The organism is Psychromonas sp. SA13A, from assembly GCF_011378715.1.
GTDB lineage: Bacteria > Pseudomonadota > Gammaproteobacteria > Enterobacterales > Psychromonadaceae > Psychromonas.
Genome location: NZ_WTKU01000008.1, coordinates 155,482 through 177,196 on the forward strand (window position 1 = coordinate 155,482; position 21,715 = coordinate 177,196).

Below are 21,715 nucleotides of genomic sequence, written 5' to 3' on the forward strand. Positions count from 1 at the left end.
CTTTAATTCTTAGGGTTACTATGACGACAAAATATATTTTCGTAACTGGTGGTGTTGTTTCATCACTAGGTAAAGGTATTGCAGCTGGCTCTCTTGCCGCAATTTTAGAAGCACGTGGTTTAGACGTGACTATTCTAAAACTTGACCCATATATTAATGTTGACCCTGGAACAATGAGTCCAACTCAGCATGGTGAAGTATTTGTTACCGATGACGGTGCTGAAACGGATCTCGATTTAGGCCATTACGAACGCTTTATTCGTACCAAGATGACTAAACGTAATAACTTTACAACCGGTCGTATCTATTCTGATGTATTAGCAAAAGAGCGTCGTGGTGATTACCTTGGTGCAACTATTCAGGTTATTCCTCATATCACTAATGAAATCCAAGCGCGTGTTGTTGCTGGTGGTGAAGGACATGATGTAGCCATTGTTGAGCTAGGTGGAACTGTTGGTGATATTGAATCACAACCTTTCATTGAAGCTATTCGTCAATTAGCGTTAAAAGTAGGTCAAGCTAATGCGATGTTTATGCATTTAACATTGTTACCTTACTTAAAAACAGCGGGTGAAGTTAAAACTAAACCAACGCAGCATTCTGTAAAAGAATTACGTAGTTTAGGTATTCAACCTGACATTCTTATTTGCCGTAGTGAAGTGAGTTTCCCTGCAAATGAACGCGCTAAGATTGCGTTGTTCTGTAATGTGCAAGAAAAGTCAGTTATTTCATTACGTGATGTAGATTCAATTTACAAAATTCCAGCATTGTTAAAACAACAGGGGCTAGATCAAATCTGTATTGAACGTTTTGGTTTAGAGTGTCCTGAAGCTGATTTAAGTGAGTGGGCTAAAGTTGTTTCTGAAGAAGCAAATACAACCAGTGAGGTTGTTATCGGTATGGTTGGTAAATACACTGAGTTACCAGACGCATACAAATCGGTTAACGAAGCCTTAAAACATGGCGGCTTAAAAAATGCTGCAACAGTGAAAATTAAATATATTGATTCACAAGATGTAGAAATTAAAGGTTTAGGCGTATTAGAAGGTATCGATGCTATCTTAATCCCTGGTGGATTTGGTGAGCGTGGTGTTGAAGGCAAAATTTTAGCGGCGCAGTATGCTCGTGAAAATAAAATACCTTATTTAGGTATTTGTTTAGGTATGCAAGTCGCATTGATTGAATATGCACGTAATGTTGCAGGCCTTAAAGATGCACATTCAACAGAATTTAATGCAGAGACTAAATACCCAGTTGTTGGTTTAATTACCGAATGGATTGATAAGTCAGGTGAAGTCGAACAACGCACTGAAGACTCTGACTTAGGTGGTACGATGCGTGTAGGTTCGCAAAAATGTCATTTAGCCGATAAGTCTAAAGTATTAGAAATGTACGGTAGCAAAGAAATTTTTGAACGCCATCGTCATCGTTATGAAGTTAATAACAATTTATTACCTGCGATCAAGAAAGCAGGCTTAAAAATTACTGGTTTATCAGAAGACAAAAAATTAGTCGAAATAATTGAAAACCCAGATCATCCTTGGTTTGTTGCTGCGCAATTCCACCCTGAATTCACCTCAACACCGCGTGATGGACATCCGTTATTCAAAGGGTTTATAAAAGCTGCGATAGATCATCAACAAGGTCGTTTTTTATAGTTTTTGTTGACCCGATCGCATTAGTTTGTTAAAAAATTACACAATAAAAGCTGCTGGATGTAATAGCAGCTTGTTTTAAAGAATTTTTAAAATTTTATTTTTACTTAAACAAAGGAATAATCATGTCAAACATAGTTAAAGTACTTGGTCGTGAAATCATGGATTCACGTGGTAACCCAACGGTAGAAGCTGAAGTTCATTTAGCAGATGGTTCTATCGGTATGGCTGCTGCGCCATCTGGTGCATCTACTGGTTCTCGTGAAGCTCTTGAATTACGTGACGGCGATAAAGCTCGTTACTTAGGTAAAGGCGTACTTAAAGCTGTTGCTGCTGTAAATGGTCCAATCGCTGAAGCACTAGCTGGTAAAGATGCTCTAGCACAAGCTGAGCTTGACCAAATCATGATCGACCTAGATGGAACAGAAAACAAAGCTAAATTCGGCGCAAACGCTATCTTAGCTGTTTCTCTAGCTGCTGCTAAAGCTGCTGCAATCTCTAAAAAAGTACCTCTATACGCTCACATTGCTGACTTAAACGGTACTTCTGGTGTTTACTCTATGCCTCTTCCAATGATGAACATCATCAATGGTGGTGAGCACGCAGACAACTCTGTAGATATCCAAGAATTCATGATCCAACCTGTTGGCGCGCCTAACTTCCGTGAAGGCCTACGTATGGGTGCTGAAGTATTCCATAGCCTAGCTAAAGTACTTAAAGCTGACGGTCACTCAACTGCTGTTGGCGATGAAGGTGGTTTTGCTCCTAACCTTGAGTCTAACGAAGCTGCACTTGCTGCTATCGAAAAAGCAGTTGCAAATGCTGGTTACGTCTTAGGCAAAGACATCACATTAGCGATGGATTGTGCTGCATCTGAGTTCTACGACAAAGAAGCAAACATCTATGACCTTAAAGGTGAAGGCAAAAAATTCACTTCAGAAGAATTTAACTTCTTCTTACAAGATCTTACTAACAAATACCCAATCGTTTCTATCGAAGACGGTCTTGACGAGTCTGATTGGGATGGTTTTGCACACCAAACTAAACTAATGGGTGATAAAATCCAATTAGTTGGTGACGATCTATTCGTAACAAATACTAAGATCCTTAAGCGTGGTATCGACAACGGTATTGCTAACTCAATCTTAATCAAATTTAACCAAATTGGTTCACTAACTGAAACGTTAGCAGCAATCAAAATGGCTAAAGATGCTGGTTTCACTGTTGTTATCTCTCATCGTTCAGGTGAAACTGAAGATTCAACTATCGCTGACCTAGCTGTTGGTACAGCTGCTGGCCAAATCAAAACTGGTTCATTGAGCCGTTCTGATCGTGTTGCTAAGTACAACCAACTTCTACGTATCGAAGAAGCTCTTGGCGCTGCTGCACCATACAATGGTCTTAAAGAAGTTAAAGGTCAGTAATATTTAATCTTAACTTGGGTTAAGAAAAGTATTCTGCTTTGATTTGTAAATCCTCAACTTAGGTTGGGGATTTTTTTTGCCTGCTGTTTGGCGAAAGAGCATTAAGCCGTTCTGACCCTGTTGCTACTCTTTGTTAACTACGGGCAACCAACTTCTACGTATCGAAGAAGCGCTAGGCGCATCTGCACCTTACAATGGTCTTAAAGAAGTTAAAGGTCAGTAATTCTTTTAATAGAATTTGATTTTTAAATCTTAGATTAGAAAATCCTCAACTTAGGTTGGGGATTTTTTTTGCCTATCGATTGATTTAGGCGCAGCAGCACCATTCTTAACTTCAGTTTGGGCTAATATTCTACTTTGAATCCTTAGATTAGAAGTCCTCAACGCAGGTTGATCTTTGGATTGGATAAGGAGTATTGTGAACTTGTTACAGGTTTACATTCATTAGGTATTCAATTCTTATAGTCTTTCATAAATACACATTAACAATGTGCTAAATCATATCTTATTTTGCTAACTCAGCGTAAAATGCGCGCTTTATTGATATTGAATCCCTTATTGACCCCCTTATTGGAGCTACTATGCCTTCACTTATTGATCTACTTGGTTGGACAAGTGTCTTTTTTTACATATTTTTAATGATTTTTAATGGCATGAAAAATGTGCGTCTTGCTTCATTCCTTTCGGTTATTAATGATGTATCTTGGGGGATTTTAATTGGTGTGATGCCTAAAGTATTATTAAATTTGGTAGTGGGTAGTGTGACTTTATACCGTTACTTATGTGACTTTACTGAACTCTCTCGCAAGATGACGCGTTTTATTCTTGTTATTATGATCGCTTTTTTATTGTATGCTACGTATTTTTCTATCAATGATTATCTTGCAAATCCATCATTAGGTTTGTTACTTACTTGGGCTGATTTTGCGATTATTTTGACTGCCCTAAGCGTTAAGAAATTACGTCTATTCCAGTATTTTATGTGGATTTCGGCTTTCGTCGGTGGTTATGCTTATTACCTGTTAGGAATTGAACAAATGATTGTAATTAAAACTATTGTTGCATTAATTATGACGCATAAGTTATTCATCCATCCGTTTTATCCTCAACTTGAAGGTAAATTACTGTTTTGGAAAAATTGATTTTTGCCATTTAAATATTATGCTTCCCCTGTGGAATAAGAACGGGGGAGAGTACTTAAGTCAGATCTTCTATCTCCATTATTAGTTTTTATAGCGGGTACCAAAAGGCTCATTTATTTGTTGAATTAACTTTCGTTTTGGTTGGGCCTATTATTTACTATTAAGATTTGTCCTTAATATCTCACCCAACAATCATTTATTTTACTTAGGTATTTACCTTAGTTTGAAGCTTCGCAACGACTAAATCTATGGTGTATTAGGCTTTATCCTTCACCACCATCAACTCTATAGCCAACCTTATAGTCAATCTTACAATGCAGCTCAATCTTTTATTAAAGTGGGTTTAATCGTTAACCTGCATTTTTTGATACTTAGATTCTGACAATAAGTACGATTTAGCTGTCTTGGGTTGATTTTAATTTTCCGATGAATGTGGGATGATTAACTTTTTAATACTGAGTCATAAAATCATGCGCTTACTGTTGTTTATCTTTATTTTTATATTCGCATTACTACAGTACCATTTATGGTTCGGTAAAAATGGATTGCAGGATCATCATGAATTTACACAGGAGGTTGAATTAGCTATTTCAGGCAATGCTGAGCTAACCACTCGTAATCAAATGATGTTTTCTGAAATTGACGATTTAAAAACTGGTACGGATGCAATCGAAGAACGTGCACGAAATGAACTGGGGTTGATTAAAGAAGGTGAGACCTTTTTCCGTATTGTACCGAAGGAAGAAAATTAAATGAGTAAACTTTCTTTTTCTGCGGTGATACCCGCTGCAGGTATTGGCAAGCGAGTTGGGGCGCAGATCCCTAAACAATATTTACCTCTCTTAGATAAAACGATTATTGAACATAGTATTACACCTTTTCTTAATCACCCTGATATTAATAAAGTAGTGGTTTCTATCGCTCAAAATGATCAATGGTTTCACCTGTTAGGTCTAGCTAACCACCCTAAACTGAGGATAGTAGAGGGTGGCAAAGAACGTGTGGATTCAGTACTGAGTGCCCTCAAAGTTTTGCCTGATAGTGAGTATATTTTAGTTCACGATGCCGCTCGACCTTGTTTACAAACACAGGATATCGATAAGCTGATCGCTCATGCAAACACTTATAAATCTGGTGCAATGTTAGGTTGTAGAGTCCGTGACACCATGAAACGAACTGATTTACATAATAATATTGAACGTACGGTCGACCGCAACAATCTATGGCACGCACTCACCCCACAAATGTTTAACAATCAGCAATTAATCTCTGCTATAACGTCTATACAAGATCAGCACTTAATTACTGATGAAGCGTCTGCTATCGAATTAGTTGGTGCAGCAATCACTGTCATTGAAGGGCGCAGTGATAACTTAAAAGTAACTCAGCCTGAAGATTTATTACTCGCTGAATTTTATCTCTCTAAATTTAACGCCCACAATTAAGGAAATAATATGATCCGTATTGGTCATGGATATGATGTACATAAGTTTGGTGGCGAAGGCCCAATTACCATTGCTGGCGTGAAGATCCCTTACAGCCAAGGTTTACTTGCACATTCTGATGGAGATGTTGCTATCCATGCGTTTTGTGACGCGATACTAGGTGCATTAGCGCTCGGTGATATTGGCCGCCACTTTCCTGACAATGATGCGGCTTTCAAAGGTATTGATAGCCGAGAATTATTGCTTGATGTGTACCAACAAGCGAAACAAAAAGGCTATCGTTTAGGTAATGCAGATATCACCATTATTGCTCAAGCACCTAAAATGGCACCTTTCATTGATGCTATGTGTGCAGAACTAACCCGTCTGCTCGATACAGACTTAGGTAACATAAATGTTAAAGCAACTACCACTGAGCAATTAGGACCAATGGGGCGTAAAGAAGGCATTGCCTCGCATGCTGTGGTTATTTTGTTAAAGGATGCACAATGAGTGATACACAACCTGAAAAAATGGTTTATCCATTAGACTTTAATTATTTATATGGAAAACCTAGCAGTACAGGTCGGTTTAAACAGCATTGTGAAGATTTTCGTGTTGAAGAACATTTAGATTTTGATTTAACTGGTGAAGGCGAGCATGTTTGTTTATGGATTAAAAAAGTAGGTGAAAATACTGATTATTTAGCGAGACAGTTGGCTAAGTTTGCAGGTATCGCAGCTAAGAATGTGAGTTATGCAGGATTGAAAGATCGTCAAGCTGAAACCTATCAATGGTTTTCGCTTTATATTCCAGGCAAAGTGACTCCTGACTTCAGTACTTTTGAGTCACCTGGTGTGAGTATCTTAAAGGTGATACGGCACAATAAAAAACTGCGTACAGGCTGCCTTGCCGGTAATCATTTCGCCATTGTTTTACGTGAAATATCAGATAAAGAAAGATTACAAAAAGTATTAGAACAAGTTGCGCAAGGGGTGCCAAATTATTTTGGAAATCAACGTTTTGGTTTTGATGGTCATAACGTTAATGCTGCATTACAAATGTTTAATGGGCGAAAAATAAAAGATCGTTTTAAACGCGGTATCTACCTGAGTGCGGCGAGAAGTTATTTATTTAATCGCGTTATATCACAGCGTATTGCTGATAATTTACAGGTGCAACCTCTACTCGGTGATTGTGTTCAGTTTGTTGCTAACCGTTCTTTTTTTCCATTACCTGATTTATCCGAACAAACATTACAACGTTTAGCTATACGCGAAGTTTGTTTAACGGCCCCTTTATGGGGAGCGGGAGAGCTCACTTCATCTGACGAAGCAAAGCAATATGAATTAGCGTGTTTGTCTTCATTTGAAGATATACAAAAAGGATTGGCGAAAGAGGGCTTAAAACAAGAGCGTCGACCGCTATTATTAATTCCTGAGCAGTTTAGCTATCAATGGTTGGATGAAACAACGTTAACAATAAAATTTTATTTGCCTGCGGGCTGCTATGCAACCAGTGTGATCCGCGAGCTTATTGATACAAGTCTATGATGAGTTGTTATGTGGTGGCGAGCTATTAGGTTATTCATATAGCTACAATAAAGCCGCATGAAATAGGAACAAGTATTGACGATTGCTCCTTAACATCATCTTAACGATACAATCCTATTTGATTAGGACAACTGAGTTTGACGTTTATATGTGGTATCCCACTAATACCTGATTTAACGGCGACTCAAAAATTAACTGTTTATTGCATTGGTTAGGCGGCAATTAGTCGTCTCCCATTATTTTTATTCATAAAAGAGAAAACTGTGAAAATATTTGCCCCACTTTATACAAAAGTAATGCGTTGGTCTAAGCATAAATATGCTCCTTTTTATTTATACTTAACAGCATTCATTGAGTCGATTTTTTGGCCAATTCCTGTTGATATTATGTTAGCACCAATGGCTTTAGCAAAACGCCATCTTGCATGGCGCTTTGCTTTCGGGGCAACTGTATTTTCAGTGTTAGGTGGTGCCGTAGGGTATTACCTTGGTAGTGCTTTATATGAACCCGTTGTGTTGCCATTTATAGAGGTGATGGGGTATCAAGATAAAATGCAAACTGCACAATTATGGTTCAATGACTGGGGAGTGATGGTGATTTTTATTGCCAGCTTTACACCTATTCCATTTAAAGTATTTACCATAACTGCAGGTGTCATGAATATGGCATTTTGGCCCTTTTTATTGACGGCTTTAGTGGGACGTGGATTACGTTTCTTTTTAGTCGCAGGTTTAATGGTATTAGGTGGTGAAAAAATGGAAGCGAAATTAAGTAAATATATCGACGTCTTAGGTTGGTTAACAATTGTTGCCGCTGCTATTTTATATTTTACTTTAAAGCATTAGTTTTATTGTGAAAATTATATTATTTACTACATTGTTTTTTTTGTTTTCATGCTCTTCTCCCGGTGGTAGGGCACCAGTTTATGATGTGAAATCAAATAAAGGTGCGCTCAACAAAGGTGGTGGCACTTATATTGCAAGTGGTAAAAGTATTAAACCAGGGCAAAAAAAGTACGTTGTTCAAAAGGGCGATACACTTTATTCCATTGCCTGGCGAGCGGGTATGGCGGTGAACACGTTAATTAAACGTAATCATTTAAGAAAGCCTTATATTATTAAGAAGGGACAAGTCCTAAATTTACGCTCAAGTACCTCAAAAGTGGTGGTTTCTTCATCAAATAAGGCAAAAAATAGCGCAGGAAGTTGCACAGTTCAAACCTGTAAACAAAACAATAAAATAGAGGTTGTCAAAAAATCATCGAAAGCATATTCTGCTAATGATGTTGATGAAAAAGTGATTAAAAAGAAAACGATTAATCAACAAGATTCGAATAATAAAGTGGCGGATTGGCAGTGGCCAACTAAAGGTAAATTAACAAAAACCTTTGCTAACTCCCCGCAAGGAATGAAGGGTATCTCTATTTCTAACGTTCGAGGAACACCGATATATGCAGCGGCAAAAGGGAAAGTTGTTTATGCAGGTAGCGGTTTAAGAGGTTATGGAAAACTAGTCATTATTAAGCATAATTATGATTATTTAAGTGCTTATGCACATAATGATAAACTAATAATAAAAGAGAATGAACAAGTTGAAATGGGCCAAAAAATAGCTGTGATGGGAGATAGTGATACAGATACCGTGCGATTACATTTTGATATTCGCTATCGTGGTAAGTCTGTTGATCCCATGCGTTACTTACCTAAACGTTAATAACGCGATCAAGTTTTCAGTTAATGATTGAAATAATTTAGGAATATTTAAAAGGCCCAATTTAAAAGTAATAGTTCATCAAATTGAAGCGGTAAAAAGGGAGTGCAACCATGGTAGGAACAACTTCAGTTAATTCAGAGAACAAGGATTTAGACAACTATAATCAGCCAATCGTTGATGATCTTGAAATGGATGATGGATTAGATATTGATAAAGCTGAGGCAGAAACCCCTGCAGAGCCTGAACGCTATGCAACAGGCAGTGAATTTAAGGTAATGGATGCCACTCAATTGTATTTGGGTGAAATTGGTTACTCTCCGCTATTAACTGCCCAAGAAGAAGTCTATTACTCACGCCGTTCTCATCGTGGTGATGAAGTGTCTCGTAAACGCATGATTGAAAGCAATTTGCGTCTCGTTGTTAAAATATCACGTCGCTATAATAATCGTGGTTTATCATTATTAGATTTAGTCGAAGAAGGTAACTTAGGGCTAATTCGCGCGGTTGAGAAGTTTGATGCAGAAAAAGGTTTTCGTTTTTCTACTTACGCGACATGGTGGATACGTCAAACCATTGAACGAGCGATCATGAATCAAACTCGCACGATACGTTTACCTATTCATATTGTTAAAAAATTGAACGTGTATTTACGCACAGCACGAGAATTGGCGCATAAACTGACACATGAGCCAACGCCGGAAGACATCGCTAAAGAGTTGGATGTATCAGCAAAAGAAGTATCAAAGATATTAAAGCTGAATGAACGTATAAGTTCTGTAGATACACCACTTGGCCATAGTTCAGACAAAGAATTATTAGATATTATTCCAGACAGTAACGAGTCAACACCAGAAAATACATTACAAACTAACGATATGAAATTGCGTATCGTGGATTGGTTAGAGGATTTAAACGCAAAACAACGAGAAGTATTAGCAAGACGCTTTGGTTTATTAGGATACGAAGCGGCGACATTAGAAAATGTGGGTAAAGAGATTGGTTTAACACGCGAACGTGTGCGTCAAATTCAAGTAGAAGCATTAAAAGCGCTACGTGAAGTGTTATCAAAACAAGGGTTATCTATTGAAGCTCTTTTTCAATCTTAATAGTTTGAAATCAATATTTTAACTCAATAGTTTAATTGAAAAGTTAATAAAAAAACGCATCCAATGGATGTGTTTTTTATATCTGCCGATAAATTTTATATCTGTTCTAGTGGCGGGCTATATTAATTCTGATTGAGAAAAGCTAAATGAAGGATCAATCTCTCGTAACTCTTTAGCAAGCATCAACTGCGCCTTGGCATTTTCAATTTCTCGCCACTTACGAGGTTTAGGTTTACGTTTAACGGGAGTGTGGAATAGGTTATTAATTTTGATATCGCTATCATTTAATTGAAGCTGTTGCATGTTATCCCCTTAACTTTACTGTCCAAGTGTGTGTGCTGAATACAATAAGCTGATGAGATGGCATTTTTATGACAAATATATTGCACTTTTATTAATTGTGGCATTCCTTTTAAGTTGGCCGCATTTGCTTTTTACTTGTTCTTAATTTGCTAAAGAGAACAATCATTTATATTTGTTTACCTTATAAACTAAGCTATTCCTCCGTGTAAATTTCACTGCCCACGTTTAAAGAAATCAACATAACTGCGAACTGTGACTCATGCTAAATTGATTTTTTTGTTCTACGCTGAATAGATTATTGTTTGATGCTTCAGTTATGTTTCTGCAATACAGGTGCACAGTCTTAAACATCATTACGATGCAATATTTAACCTCAAATTATAAACTGTAAAATATTAGGAGGAGCAATGACTCACTTCCATGATCACGGTTTTACCTTTATTGAGTTAATCATTACGCTCGCTATTTTAGGCGTTATTATTTCAATATCCACGGCTTCATACCAAGGGATTCTGGCAAACCAAACCTTGCTGAGTCGCACGTCAGAAGTTTATTACACACTACAACTTGCAAAAGTAGAAGCAATTAAACGCAATCAAAAGATTTACGTTAATTTTTGTCAACAAGGTAACCTCTGGAAGATGGGTATCAGTGATACCAATCATTGTGATTGTTTTAGTGCTAATTCTTGCCAATTAGATGGTGTTGAAAAAGTACAAGATCTTGCCGATGGAAAAACGATTGTTATTGATAGTTCAACATTAACTTTTACAGGGACACAGGCATCCTATGGCTCATTACGCTTTTCAGTAGAAACTGGCAGCGTCACAATGACTAATAGCGAGCAACATTCTTTATCGATTATACAAAGTGCGATGCGTTTAAGAGTCTGTGCGCCAGACCAAGCTCAACTTGGATATAAAAAATGTTAGCGCCCATATCATTAAAGTCTGGCTTTAGCCTGATAGAAGTGCTGATTTCATTACTACTAGGTTCCTTACTATTGGCGATGATCATTAGTTTATACGTTACTAATGTCAGTGCTGGTCACAAAGGCATGAAGCTCTCTCGTTTCCATGCAGATATACAATCGCTTGTAGGGGTAATGGAAAATGATATCCGCCGAGCTGGATTTGGTGGTAGTCATTTTATGGTAGGCCAAACCAATAATAAAGTTGTTGATAGTATCAATAGCGGTACGCAACACTGTATTGTTTATGCTTATAACTATAATCATGCGGTTGCTGCTTTACCTTCCCATTTTATGGCTTTTCGTTATTCATCAACTTCGCATAGTGTACAGTTTGGAAGAGGTTTAAACTCGCAGGCTATCAATTGTTATAGTAGTGGTAGTTGGGTCAATTTAACGGATCCTAAATTTCTAAAGGTGACAGAGTTGAGCTTTGTGGAAAGTATCGCTTCCAACGCACAAGCAACAATGCGTAGTGTTGAAGTGACAATAAAAGCACAGTTGAAAAGTAACAGCGAATATACCCACCAAATAACCACAAAGGTACAAGTACGCAACCCTGAATTTCATTGATAATATTCAATAAACCTCCTTTAATATTTTATATACCTACTAAATATCAAAAAGCGATACAATGGTATTTTTTTGAGCATACAACTTCATCAATGTGCCATTTCACCACTATGAAATGCTAAATATGCAATACTAAATGCCATAAAATACTAATAGGAAGTAATACTTTTGAATATCGCTGCTAAGTCCTGGATAACCTCTTATTTTGTTTGTTTCTTTTTTATATGGGGGATTTTTTTACCTTTCTGGGGCATCTGGTTAGCTGAAAAAGGCGTGAGTCCTGCACAAATAGGTACTTTATTTTCACTAGGTTTAGTATTGCGTTTTGTTAGCACCATTGGTTTATTACCGCGCTTAAAAACAGCCAATGGACCGATACGTTTGGCTTGTTATTTAACCTTCACAAGCTTAATGTGTTTGCTTTTATTGGTTTATTTTCAGGGCTGGTATGCACTAGCTGCTGCCACCTTATTACTTAATTTTTTAATGGCGCCGATGGTACCGATTGGTGACATTATCGGTACTCGCCTAGTTAAACAAATCCAAATTAATTATGGCAAGATCAGGTTATGGGGATCCGTCAGCTTTATTGTTGGTTCAACTTTTGTCGGCTGGACAATTGGTGAGTTTGGACATGAAAGTATTTTGTGGTTAATTATTATAGCGATTTTCTTAAACTATTGTTTAACCCTAATAAGTCTAGAGCCGCAATTACAACAACAAAGTTTGCCACCTAAAAATAAACACAACAACTTACTGTCTTTGCTGAAAAAACCGAGTGTTATTTATTTTATTTTAGTAATGGGACTGATCCAAGGTAGCCATGCTGCTTATTATTCATTTAGTGCTTTATATTGGAATTCAATGAATATATCTGAATTTAATATCGCTTTATTATGGGGAATAGGTGTTTTTGCTGAAGTACTACTGATGCGCTTTAACGATAAGTGGTTCCATCATTGGACAATTAAGCAAATGTGTTTGTTAGCCGTCGTGGCTGGATTGATAAGGTGGGGCGTATTGGCGCAAACAACGGATCTTTTTTGGCTATTGTTGGTACAAACATTCCATGCTTTCACATTTGCATTAGCACATTTAGCTGCCATGCGTTTTATTGCTAAACAACCAGAGCACCTAATGGTCGGTTATCAAACTTTATATGCCAGTGTTGCTTTAGGGTTAGTGATGGCAATATTAACCTACGTATCTGGTTGGATCTATGTACCACAGGAAAGCACGCTTTTTGTTTGGATGGCAGTTATTTTATTACCGGTTTTCTTATTGTTAAAACGATGGAATTGCGATCAAGACAACAATGTTGAATCCACTGATTAAGAGACAGTTAGTCTCGATTCTGCTTAGAGCATCACTATCGCGGACAACTGCAATAGTGTTGCTCTATCGATGGCAAGCATCCTATTCACTCCTTTTAAGTGATGAGATCATCTTTTGTATTTGAACTTTTAGCCCCTTTTATTATCCAATAGGTTGATATTAGCAAAATAACCCCCATTATATTTAGGTATTCACTTTGTTAATTGAGGTCTCTATGTTTGCACGATTATTTTTAATCTTTACTGGTGTGTCTTTACTAGAAATATTTGTTCTAGTAAAAGTCGGTGGTTTTTTAGGTGCTTGGCCTACTATTTCATTAGTGATATTAACCGCTTTAATTGGCTCTGCGTTAGTGCGTAGTCAAGGTTTACAATTGGTTCAAAAGTTACAACAACGTATGGCTGCTGGTGAAATGCCGGGACAACAGTTAATTGAAGGCATGATGTTAATTATTACTGGTGTGTTATTAGTGACACCAGGTTTTGTAACCGACATCTGTGGTTTGTTATTGTTACAGCCAAGTATTCGAGCTGGCATTGCCAAAGTTATCTTAGCCAATGTTAAATTTGCACCTCAAGCAAGTATGGGCGGATTTTCTAGCCAAGGTTTTACACAAAGAACAGCACAAGATGATTCAATCATCGAAGGTGAATTCGAACATAAAGAAGATAAAAAACTAGATTAATTAGTGATTGATCAAACTATTTTAATAACATCACTTTAATATCGTTATTTTAATGACATTTTTTTAATAAAAGTGTCATCATTCCTAAGTAGGATATGCGCTGCAAATAATAATGAATTATAAAAGTGATAAATAGCAGAGGGATAACGATGAAAATTAGTCGTTCTAGCACGTTAAGAGTTTTTAAAAAATATCAACCGCGTCAAATTGCAAAATTTGCCAAAGGTTTCTTTAATGGACGTATTTTTATTGCTGGCTTAGGTCGCTTTAGGGTAGTGGATGGTAAAGTTGTTGCCTATAAACACCTTATTGCAGAGCAAAAAATAATGATCGCAGTAAGCGAAATAAATAAAATGGTTTTAGAGCTTTCTCAACCAAAAACGATTACCGTTTAATTTTCAATACAGTTGTTTATGTCTAAAACAAGACCAGCCTCACTAAGCTGGTTTTTTTATGCCCGAAACGAAATTTTTTTAGCAATTTTTTTATCAATCACCTTGAATCATATTTTTTTGGCCCCATCAGTTTAAACAACTAATCAAACAACTAAGTCTGTTAACTATCAAAGGAAGTCACAATGTCTATTCGTCCTCTACATGATCGTGTTATTTTAAAGCGTACTGAGAAAGAAACTAAATCTGCTGGTGGTATCGTTTTAACTGGTAGCGCTGCTGAAAAATCAACTCGTGGTGAAGTTATCGCCGTGGGTAAAGGTCGTATTTTGGAAAATGGTGAAGTAAGACCATTAGATGTAAAAGTAGGTGATACTGTTATTTTCAGTGAAGGCTACGGTTTGAAAACAGAAAAAATTGAAGGTGAAGAAGTTCTGATCTTAAGTGAAAATGACATTTTAGCGATTGTTGAATAATCGTTAACGATTGCTGTTTATTCTCTTGTTTTGAAAACAAAAATTAAAGAAAAAGTAAAAGGAAAATATAATGTCTGCTAAAGAAGTAAAATTTGGTAACGATGCTCGAATCAAAATGCTAGATGGCGTAAACATTTTAGCCAATGCTGTACGTGTAACACTAGGTCCTAAAGGCCGTAACGTAGTTATCGACAAAAGCTTTGGTGCTCCTCAAATCACTAAAGATGGTGTGACTGTTGCTAAAGAGATCGAACTTTCTGACAAGTTTGAAAACATGGGCGCACAAATGGTTAAAGAAGTTGCTTCTCAAACTAATGATGCAGCTGGTGACGGAACAACAACAGCGACTGTATTAGCACAATCAATCATCACTGAAGGCCTAAAAGCAGTTGCAGCGGGTATGAACCCAATGGACCTGAAACGTGGAATCGACCAAACAGTTAAAGCGGCTGTTGTTGAATTGAAAAAACTATCGACACCTTGTTCTGATTCTAAAGCGATTACACAAGTAGGGACTATCTCTGCTAACTCTGATGTGGAAATCGGCGAAATAATTGCAACAGCAATGCAAAAAGTAGGTAACGAAGGCGTTATCACTGTTGAAGAAGGTCAAGGCTTAGAAACTGAGCTAGAAGTGGTTGAAGGTATGCAATTCGACCGTGGTTACCTATCTCCTTACTTCATGACAAACCAAGAAGCAGGTACTGTTGAGCTAGATAGCCCATTCATCCTAATCGTTGATAAAAAAATCGGTAACATCCGTGAATTATTACCAACATTAGAAGCAGTTGCTAAAGCATCAAAACCATTATTAATTATTGCTGAAGACGTTGAAGGCGAAGCGTTAGCAACATTAGTAGTAAACAACATGCGTGGCATCGTGAAAGTAGCAGCTGTTAAAGCACCTGGTTTTGGTGATCGTCGTAAAGCAATGCTACAAGATATTGCCATCCTAACAGCTGGTACAGTTATCTCTGAAGAGATTGGTCTAGACCTTGAGAAAGTAACACTTGAAGATCTTGGTCAAGCTAAACGTATCGTTATCAATAAAGACGAAACAACAATCATTGATGGTGCAGGTCAACAAGATGCTATTTCAGCACGTGTTAGCCAAATCAAACAACAAATTGAAGCTTCTTCATCTGATTACGATAAAGAAAAACTTCAAGAACGTTCTGCTAAATTAGCAGGTGGTGTTGCAGTGATTAAAGTTGGCGCATCAACTGAAGTAGAAATGAAAGAGAAAAAAGATCGTGTTGACGATGCATTACACGCAACGCGCGCAGCAGTTGAAGAAGGTGTGGTTGCTGGTGGTGGTGTTGCACTAGTACGTGTTGCCGGTCTATTAAAAGATCTTAAAGGCGACAACGACGACCAAAACGTAGGTATTCGTGTTGCACTTCGTGCGATGGAATCTCCGTTACGTCAAATCGTTTCAAACTGTGGTGAAGAAGCATCAGTAGTTGCAAGCAACGTACAAAAAGGCACTGCAAACTACGGTTACAACGCAACAACGGGCGAATACGGCGATATGTTAGAAATGGGTATTCTTGACCCAACTAAAGTTACTCGTAGCGCACTTCAATTTGCAGCGTCAGTAGCTGGCCTAATGATCACAACTGAATGTATGATCACAGACCTACCAGTAGAAGCATCAGCTGCCCCAATGCCTGATATGGGTGGCATGGGCGGTATGATGTAGTAGTGGTTTTTTAACCCTATACAGATTACTTTAAGTAGTTAAAAAAAGCCTGAATAGCAATATTCAGGCTTTTTTATTAGCTGTTTCTTTTGCTCAAAGCTGTAAGTCTAAGGTCTCTTGCGTAAGCATAATCTTTATCTTTTAGGCAACACAGCCGCTTGCAAGCTACAATTAGCCATACCCATACCCATACGCATAAAGCAGATTAATTCACCGTTAGTATTACTAATAGCAACCTGTGCAGCTTACTGCTCTGCAATGTCTGAACTATCAACTTTAGACTTTGTTGTAAACTTAACCTTGTTTATTTTCTTCTATTTTAACTGATTTCTAATCGTTATCATTCACCTTAAATTTGACCTATCCAGTGATCATCACATTCCCTAAAACGGGCGTATATATATTGGACGATCTCTTGAGATAACGGGCCTGCTTTGATTATTTCAATGTTTTTTTGTAAATGTGCGATATTGACACTGCCAACAATAGCGGTATCTACTCCGTAGGTAAATACTGTAAATCGCAGGGCAAGTTCTAATTCGGACATACCAAACTCTAAAGCCATTTTCTTGCGGCGTAGCCAATATTCTTCTGCGTAGTCATCGTTTGGCTGACTATTGAAACGCCAGGGCGCATTAGCGATGGGGCGTTTGGCAATCATGCCTAAGCCTTGCTGTTTTGCTTCTGGCAGTTGATTATGAATAATGCGTTGGTCACAAAAATTCAATGACGCCATAATACTGTCGAATCGATTACTTGATACTGCGTATTGTAAATCCTCGTTTTCTCCAGAGTAGGCAATAGCTTTAATCTTTCCTTGCTGTTTGGCTTGATCAAGCGCATCGATTACTTGGCCATCTTGCAATACTGAAGTAGGGCAAGAGTGTAAATGTACGACATCAAGGAAGTCAGTCTTCATGGTTTTAAGCGCTTGATCTACACCTGTAATAATACAGTCATAGGTCCAGTCTTGTTGCCCTTCAACGCCATACCCCACCTTGGTTGATAATTTAAACTCATCTCGACGATGACTAATATATTGGCCAATTCGTTGTTCAGATAAACCATAGCCTTTGGCCGTATCAATAAAACCGATCCCCAGATCCAACACCTGATTAAGAATTCTCTCGGCTTGTTTTTCTTCTAATCGACCATCACCGACTGCACCTGCACCATAGCCAATGGCTGGTACATCAAACCCTGTTAGTCCAAAATTTCTTTTTTGCATATGAGACTCTCTTTAATGATTATTATTGGTAAAAAGTGTTAAATACTGTCGCCGTTTCATTAATTACATTAAGTACCGTTTGGGCCAAACTTATTCTCAATCTAAGGCAACTCTTCGCCGCGAGCTGATTCATACAATGCATACCAATCACTGCGTGATAATTGAATATTGCTGGCTTGGGCACATGCTTTAATACGATCTAAGTTAGTCGTACCAATGACTGGCTGCACTTTCACGGGATGACGCATTAACCACGCTAAAACAATCGCTTCTGTTGACACTTGGTATTTGCCAGCCAATTGAAAAACCAACCCAGCAGTCGCTTTAATATGGGCAGGTTGATCATCAATATTTCGCCCAGAGAATAGGCCTTGTGATAAGCAGCCTCATGCTTGAATTTGTACATTATTGGTTTGACAATATTCCAGCGTTCCTGCTGCAAAATTAATATTATTACCTTGCGAGTTACCCACTAGCACACCACTTTCTAACCAATCTAATTTTGCTAAACTTATCTCTATTTGGTTGTTAACTAATGGCGTATCCATGGCAGACTGTAAATAAGCCATTTGTTGATACTGCATATTTGAAACACCAAAATGACGCACTTTACCGCTATTTTTTAGTGCCAAAAGCGTATTAGCAACTTCATCTAACTCCATCAGAGGATCGGGGCGATGCAGCATTAAAATATCCAGGTATTCCGTGTTTAAACGCGACAAAATGTTATCGACCGATGAATTTATCCATTGTTTTGAAAAATCGTAACGCTTTGGTCCACTTTCATCCGAAAAGCGAATACCGCATTTGGATTGTATATACATTTTTTGACGTAATTCAGGACGCTCTGCTAACACATGACCAAACGTTTTCTCTGCTTTCCCGAAAGTATAAATATCTGCATGGTCAAAAAGGTTAATGCCTGATTCAAGAGCAGTATCGATAACTTGGTGAGCTTGTTTTATCTCATTGTCAGCGACAGGATTTTGATCCCATCCACCCCCTAATCCCATGCAACCAAAAGCAAGATCACCGACATCGCTAAGATATTTATTTAACGGCTTCATTTTTTTTGTATTAGCAAGTTCACTCATTTTTCACTCTCTTATTGTTGCTTATCAATATATTTAATAGGGTTTATTTTAATACATAAAAATAAAATAATAAGCGCTGAAAAACGAAATTATTGTTCGTTATAAAAAACAATTAACACTATTGCGTGTTGTAATGGATAATAAGTTATCTCAGTGTTTAGTTTTCATCGATGTAAAGGAAAGGTAATGCAACAGCACAAAAAAATAGAATGCTTAATGTTATTTGTTGAGATTGCTCAGCAACTTAGTTTTACCAAAGCTGCTAAAAATTTATCTATTTCAACTGGTTATTTATCAGATCAAATAAAAAAACTAGAAAAAGAGTTTAAATGTCCTCTATTAATAAGGACAACCCGAAGTGTACGCTTAACCCCTCAAGGTGAAAAAGTGTTGATGCAGGGTAAAGAAATTAAAGCCGCTATGTTGAATTTAGAGCGTAATATTTATCATGAACATAGCGCACTTGAGGGCGTCATAAAAATAACGGCCCCTAAAATGTTTACCGAATGTTTTTTGTTAAGCATCTGTTATGATTTCCAGAAACGCCACCCCGCAGTTACCTTCGAAATTGATTCCAGTTATACCAATTATGATTTGAATCAAGATGATTATGACTTAGCCTTCCGTGCAACACTTCACCCTCCACTAAATATGGTCGCAAAAGAGTTGTTCTCCTATCAACATTGTTTGTGCGCCTCTCCTACTTATTTCTCTAAACACGGCTTGCCAGAATCGTTTAAGCAACTCACTGAACACCAATGTTTGACTACGTTAGAGCAACCTTTTTGGCCGTTGAAGTCAGGTGATATTGCTACAAAAGGTTGGCTATCAATTAATGATAATAATTTGTTAAAGCAAATGGCTATACAAGGAAAGGGTATTATTCGCATTGCAGATTATTATGTCACTAAGGAGTTGCATCAAGGTAAGTTACAACAGGTATTAACCGATCAATACATTCAAGGACAAAGTATTTATATATTGCATCCACAACTCATTTATCCTTCGGCCAAAATTAATACATTTATGGCTTTTGTCCAAGAAAATATAAGTATTTTTCAAAACAATGAAACTAAAATGTGAAATTAGGTTGGTTGATGCATAGTGTCGAGGAAATGAGGTAATACCTTTCGTCCCAACATCAATTCACCCCTTGAAATATGCTATTGAGGCATTTGAGAGTTAGCTTCCTATCGTTGTAGTACTCTAGGTGGAAAGGAGCGTAAAATAAGTTAGGATATTTTGACTAAGTCCTATTAAAATATACCCAAACATACCAATCCTAGATAACATAAAAAGCTGAGGATAACGTGATGATTTATAATAAAAAGCGACCCAAATGGATCGCTTTTAACTTATTTAAGCATCAACAACAATGACTTCACCATTAATGAAACCATCAACTGATCGCTCAAACGCTTTACCAACTAACTTCCCTGGTACGGGTTCAAAGCCAGGCATCATTTCTCCGTAGACATCCCATGCTTCAACTAACACAGTTGGATTGACTACATTGATACGTATATTTCTTGGCATTTCTAAAGAAACAATTTTAACGAAAGTATCGATTGCACCACTCGTTGTAGCATCTGCAATAGCGTAAGGGATAGGTTTTTTATTTAAAATACCACTAATTAAAGTAAATGAGCCTGCATCTGAGATGTATTCTTGTCCAATACGTACTAAGTTAATTTGGCCCATCATTTTACTCATCACGGTGGTCATCCATTGTGCCTCAGTCATCTCTGTGAAATTAGCATATTCACAAAAGCCAACAGTATTAACAACCGCGTCAAAAGCACCTACTTTTTCATAAAGCGCTCTAATTGATTGTTCATTCGTTATATCTACAATGTGGTCAACATCGCCAGAGCGACCTGCTGTAATCACATTATGATTGCCTAAACCAGTTAACGCGGCTTGACCCATTTTACCTAGTGCACCAATTAAAATTACTGTTTTCATTTTCTTCTCCGTTGATTTATTTTGATGGGATGATATTAAACAAAAAATTAAACAATTAAAAACAAACCTTTTTTGTTAGTGTTACAGGTATTAATGGTTAAGTGTTATCTTATAAATAACATAACAAGAGAGAGATAAATTTGAGTAAATTAGATAGATTAGATATTAAGCAGCTACGTGTGTTTCAAGCGATAATTCGTGAGCAAAGCGCATCGAAAGCAGCAGCTCAATTGGGGCTTACACAGCAAGCTGTGAGCGAGCACTTAAAAAAATTACGTGATGTTTTTGAAGATAGGTTGTTTCTTCGAAAAACCAGTGGATTTATTGCTACCCCCTTTGCACAAACGCTATCGTTTAGTGTTGATAAACTCCTTAATGATTTTAATGCTTTATTATCACCTACCCACTTTGACCCTAATACTGTAGAAGGGTCATTTGTTATTGCTGCAACCGATTATGCACAGCAAATAGTATTGCCTGCGTTGATTTCAATAATAAGGATACAAGCGCCTAATTTAAAATTGATAGTTAGAGATTTTGAAATTGATAAGCTCAATGAATTGATGGAAAGTGGCAACGTTAACTTAGCGATTGCCTTTCCGGATTATATTCCAGATAGTTATCCTATTTTAAAATTATTTGAAGAACACCATGTTTGTGTCGCTTCACAGGGCGCTTCTATTTTACAAAGTCAGCCCTCGTTAGCTGAGGTTGCTCAATATCCAAGCATTATCGCATCTCCTTCAAGGCCTAACTTTAAAGGCTCTATTGATGATTGGTTCAAAACATTTGGTTTTAAAAGAAATGTAGTGGTTTCTGCACCTTGTTTTTCAATAGTGCCAATGTACCTTGAAACAACGGACTCTATTGCTTTTTTGCCCTCGCGTGCAATTAAAGGATTGGATTTAATTGAAATAAAACTTGAAGAGTCTCCCGATAAATTCGATGTTATCGCTGCTTGGCATCCGCGCTACA

At 37.4% G+C, this 21,715-nt stretch carries 22 protein-coding genes and 1 pseudogene; 19 read left to right on the forward strand and 4 right to left on the reverse strand.

Annotated features, from left to right (window positions below; translation table 11 throughout):
* Positions 1-20 precede the first annotated feature (20 nt).
* From GQR44_RS09815 to rpoS, 10 genes are all read left to right on the forward strand, one after another.
* A complete protein-coding gene (locus tag GQR44_RS09815) occupies positions 21-1,658 on the forward strand; it encodes a CTP synthase (protein ID WP_166371648.1) in 1,638 nt (545 codons plus the stop codon).
* Between the two features lie 122 nt (positions 1,659-1,780).
* On the forward strand, positions 1,781-3,079 hold the full coding sequence (eno, locus tag GQR44_RS09820) for a phosphopyruvate hydratase (protein ID WP_166371649.1): 1,299 nt from the start codon (positions 1,781-1,783) through the stop codon (positions 3,077-3,079).
* Positions 3,080-3,660: 581 nt separating this feature from the next.
* Entirely contained in the window at positions 3,661-4,221 is a 561-nt protein-coding gene (locus GQR44_RS09825; protein ID WP_166371650.1) for a phosphopyruvate hydratase, read from the forward strand.
* Between the two features lie 470 nt (positions 4,222-4,691).
* Positions 4,692-4,973: a cell division protein FtsB gene (gene ftsB / locus GQR44_RS09830; protein WP_028868786.1), complete on the forward strand. Its 282-nt coding sequence runs from the start codon at positions 4,692-4,694 to the stop codon at positions 4,971-4,973.
* Positions 4,974-5,666 carry a 2-C-methyl-D-erythritol 4-phosphate cytidylyltransferase gene (ispD, locus tag GQR44_RS09835; RefSeq protein ID WP_166371651.1) on the forward strand — a complete coding sequence of 231 codons (693 nt, stop codon included), beginning with the start codon at positions 4,974-4,976 and terminating at the stop codon, positions 5,664-5,666.
* Positions 5,667-5,675: 9 nt separating this feature from the next.
* Entirely contained in the window at positions 5,676-6,158 is a 483-nt protein-coding gene (gene ispF, locus GQR44_RS09840; RefSeq protein ID WP_166371652.1) for a 2-C-methyl-D-erythritol 2,4-cyclodiphosphate synthase, read from the forward strand.
* Positions 6,155-7,198, forward strand: a complete 1,044-nt coding sequence (truD, locus tag GQR44_RS09845; RefSeq protein ID WP_205963024.1) for a tRNA pseudouridine(13) synthase TruD — start codon at positions 6,155-6,157, stop codon at positions 7,196-7,198. Before ispF ends, truD begins: the two co-directional genes overlap by 4 nt.
* A 263-nt stretch (positions 7,199-7,461) precedes the next feature.
* Positions 7,462-8,043 carry a YqaA family protein gene (locus GQR44_RS09850; RefSeq protein ID WP_166371653.1) on the forward strand — a complete coding sequence of 194 codons (582 nt, stop codon included), beginning with the start codon at positions 7,462-7,464 and terminating at the stop codon, positions 8,041-8,043.
* Positions 8,044-8,128: 85 nt separating this feature from the next.
* Complete coding sequence (locus GQR44_RS09855; protein ID WP_346774339.1) at positions 8,129-8,911, forward strand: peptidoglycan DD-metalloendopeptidase family protein; 783 nt, start codon at positions 8,129-8,131, stop codon at positions 8,909-8,911.
* Between the two features lie 110 nt (positions 8,912-9,021).
* Positions 9,022-10,017 carry an RNA polymerase sigma factor RpoS gene (rpoS, locus tag GQR44_RS09860; RefSeq protein ID WP_166371654.1) on the forward strand — a complete coding sequence of 332 codons (996 nt, stop codon included), beginning with the start codon at positions 9,022-9,024 and terminating at the stop codon, positions 10,015-10,017.
* Positions 10,018-10,134: 117 nt separating this feature from the next.
* On the opposite strand, the gene GQR44_RS09865 is transcribed toward rpoS, so the two are convergent.
* Positions 10,135-10,320 (reverse strand): DUF3545 family protein, encoded by a 186-nt coding sequence (locus tag GQR44_RS09865; RefSeq protein ID WP_166371655.1) that lies wholly within the window; start codon positions 10,318-10,320, stop codon positions 10,135-10,137.
* A 407-nt stretch (positions 10,321-10,727) separates the two neighbouring features.
* Here GQR44_RS09865 and GQR44_RS09870 point away from each other — a divergent pair, with 407 nt between their 5' ends.
* The 7 genes from GQR44_RS09870 (at position 10,728) to groL (ending at position 16,453) form a co-directional block, all read left to right on the forward strand.
* Complete coding sequence (locus GQR44_RS09870; RefSeq protein WP_166371656.1) at positions 10,728-11,252, forward strand: GspH/FimT family pseudopilin; 525 nt, start codon at positions 10,728-10,730, stop codon at positions 11,250-11,252.
* Positions 11,246-11,863, forward strand: coding sequence for a prepilin-type N-terminal cleavage/methylation domain-containing protein (locus tag GQR44_RS09875; protein WP_166371657.1), 618 nt, complete (start codon positions 11,246-11,248; stop codon positions 11,861-11,863). The genes GQR44_RS09870 and GQR44_RS09875 overlap by 7 nt, the downstream gene beginning before the upstream one ends.
* 168 nt (positions 11,864-12,031) lie before the next feature.
* On the forward strand, positions 12,032-13,198 hold the full coding sequence (locus GQR44_RS09880; RefSeq protein ID WP_205963025.1) for a 3-phenylpropionate MFS transporter: 1,167 nt from the start codon (positions 12,032-12,034) through the stop codon (positions 13,196-13,198).
* A 214-nt stretch (positions 13,199-13,412) separates the two neighbouring features.
* The gene (locus tag GQR44_RS09885) at positions 13,413-13,883 is read left to right on the forward strand and encodes an FxsA family protein (protein WP_166371658.1); all 471 of its coding nucleotides are present in this window, start codon (positions 13,413-13,415) and stop codon (positions 13,881-13,883) included.
* A 149-nt stretch (positions 13,884-14,032) separates the two neighbouring features.
* A complete protein-coding gene (locus GQR44_RS09890; RefSeq protein WP_166371659.1) occupies positions 14,033-14,278 on the forward strand; it encodes a DUF1107 family protein in 246 nt (81 codons plus the stop codon).
* A 182-nt stretch (positions 14,279-14,460) separates the two neighbouring features.
* On the forward strand, positions 14,461-14,751 hold the full coding sequence (locus GQR44_RS09895; protein WP_025565176.1) for a co-chaperone GroES: 291 nt from the start codon (positions 14,461-14,463) through the stop codon (positions 14,749-14,751).
* A 70-nt stretch (positions 14,752-14,821) separates the two neighbouring features.
* Complete coding sequence (gene groL / locus GQR44_RS09900; RefSeq protein WP_166371660.1) at positions 14,822-16,453, forward strand: chaperonin GroEL; 1,632 nt, start codon at positions 14,822-14,824, stop codon at positions 16,451-16,453.
* A 349-nt stretch (positions 16,454-16,802) separates the two neighbouring features.
* Here the strand turns inward: groL and GQR44_RS09905 are convergent, their stop codons facing one another.
* Together GQR44_RS09905 and GQR44_RS09910 are read right to left on the reverse strand one after the other, a co-directional pair.
* A complete protein-coding gene (locus GQR44_RS09905; protein ID WP_166371661.1) occupies positions 16,803-17,681 on the reverse strand; it encodes an aldo/keto reductase in 879 nt (292 codons plus the stop codon).
* A 101-nt stretch (positions 17,682-17,782) separates the two neighbouring features.
* Positions 17,783-18,748 (reverse strand): annotated as a pseudogene (locus tag GQR44_RS09910) (aldo/keto reductase).
* Positions 18,749-18,961: 213 nt separating this feature from the next.
* Between GQR44_RS09910 and GQR44_RS09915 the strand changes: the two are divergent.
* On the forward strand, positions 18,962-19,858 hold the full coding sequence (locus GQR44_RS09915) for a LysR family transcriptional regulator (protein ID WP_166371662.1): 897 nt from the start codon (positions 18,962-18,964) through the stop codon (positions 19,856-19,858).
* A gap of 276 nt (positions 19,859-20,134) precedes the next feature.
* Here GQR44_RS09915 and GQR44_RS09920 read toward each other — a convergent pair whose 3' ends face one another.
* Positions 20,135-20,740 (reverse strand): short chain dehydrogenase, encoded by a 606-nt coding sequence (locus GQR44_RS09920; protein ID WP_166371663.1) that lies wholly within the window; start codon positions 20,738-20,740, stop codon positions 20,135-20,137.
* A gap of 140 nt (positions 20,741-20,880) precedes the next feature.
* On the opposite strand from GQR44_RS09920, the gene GQR44_RS09925 reads away from it, so the two are divergent.
* On the forward strand, positions 20,881-21,715 hold an 835-nt coding region (locus tag GQR44_RS09925), incomplete at its 3' end, for a LysR family transcriptional regulator (RefSeq protein ID WP_166371664.1).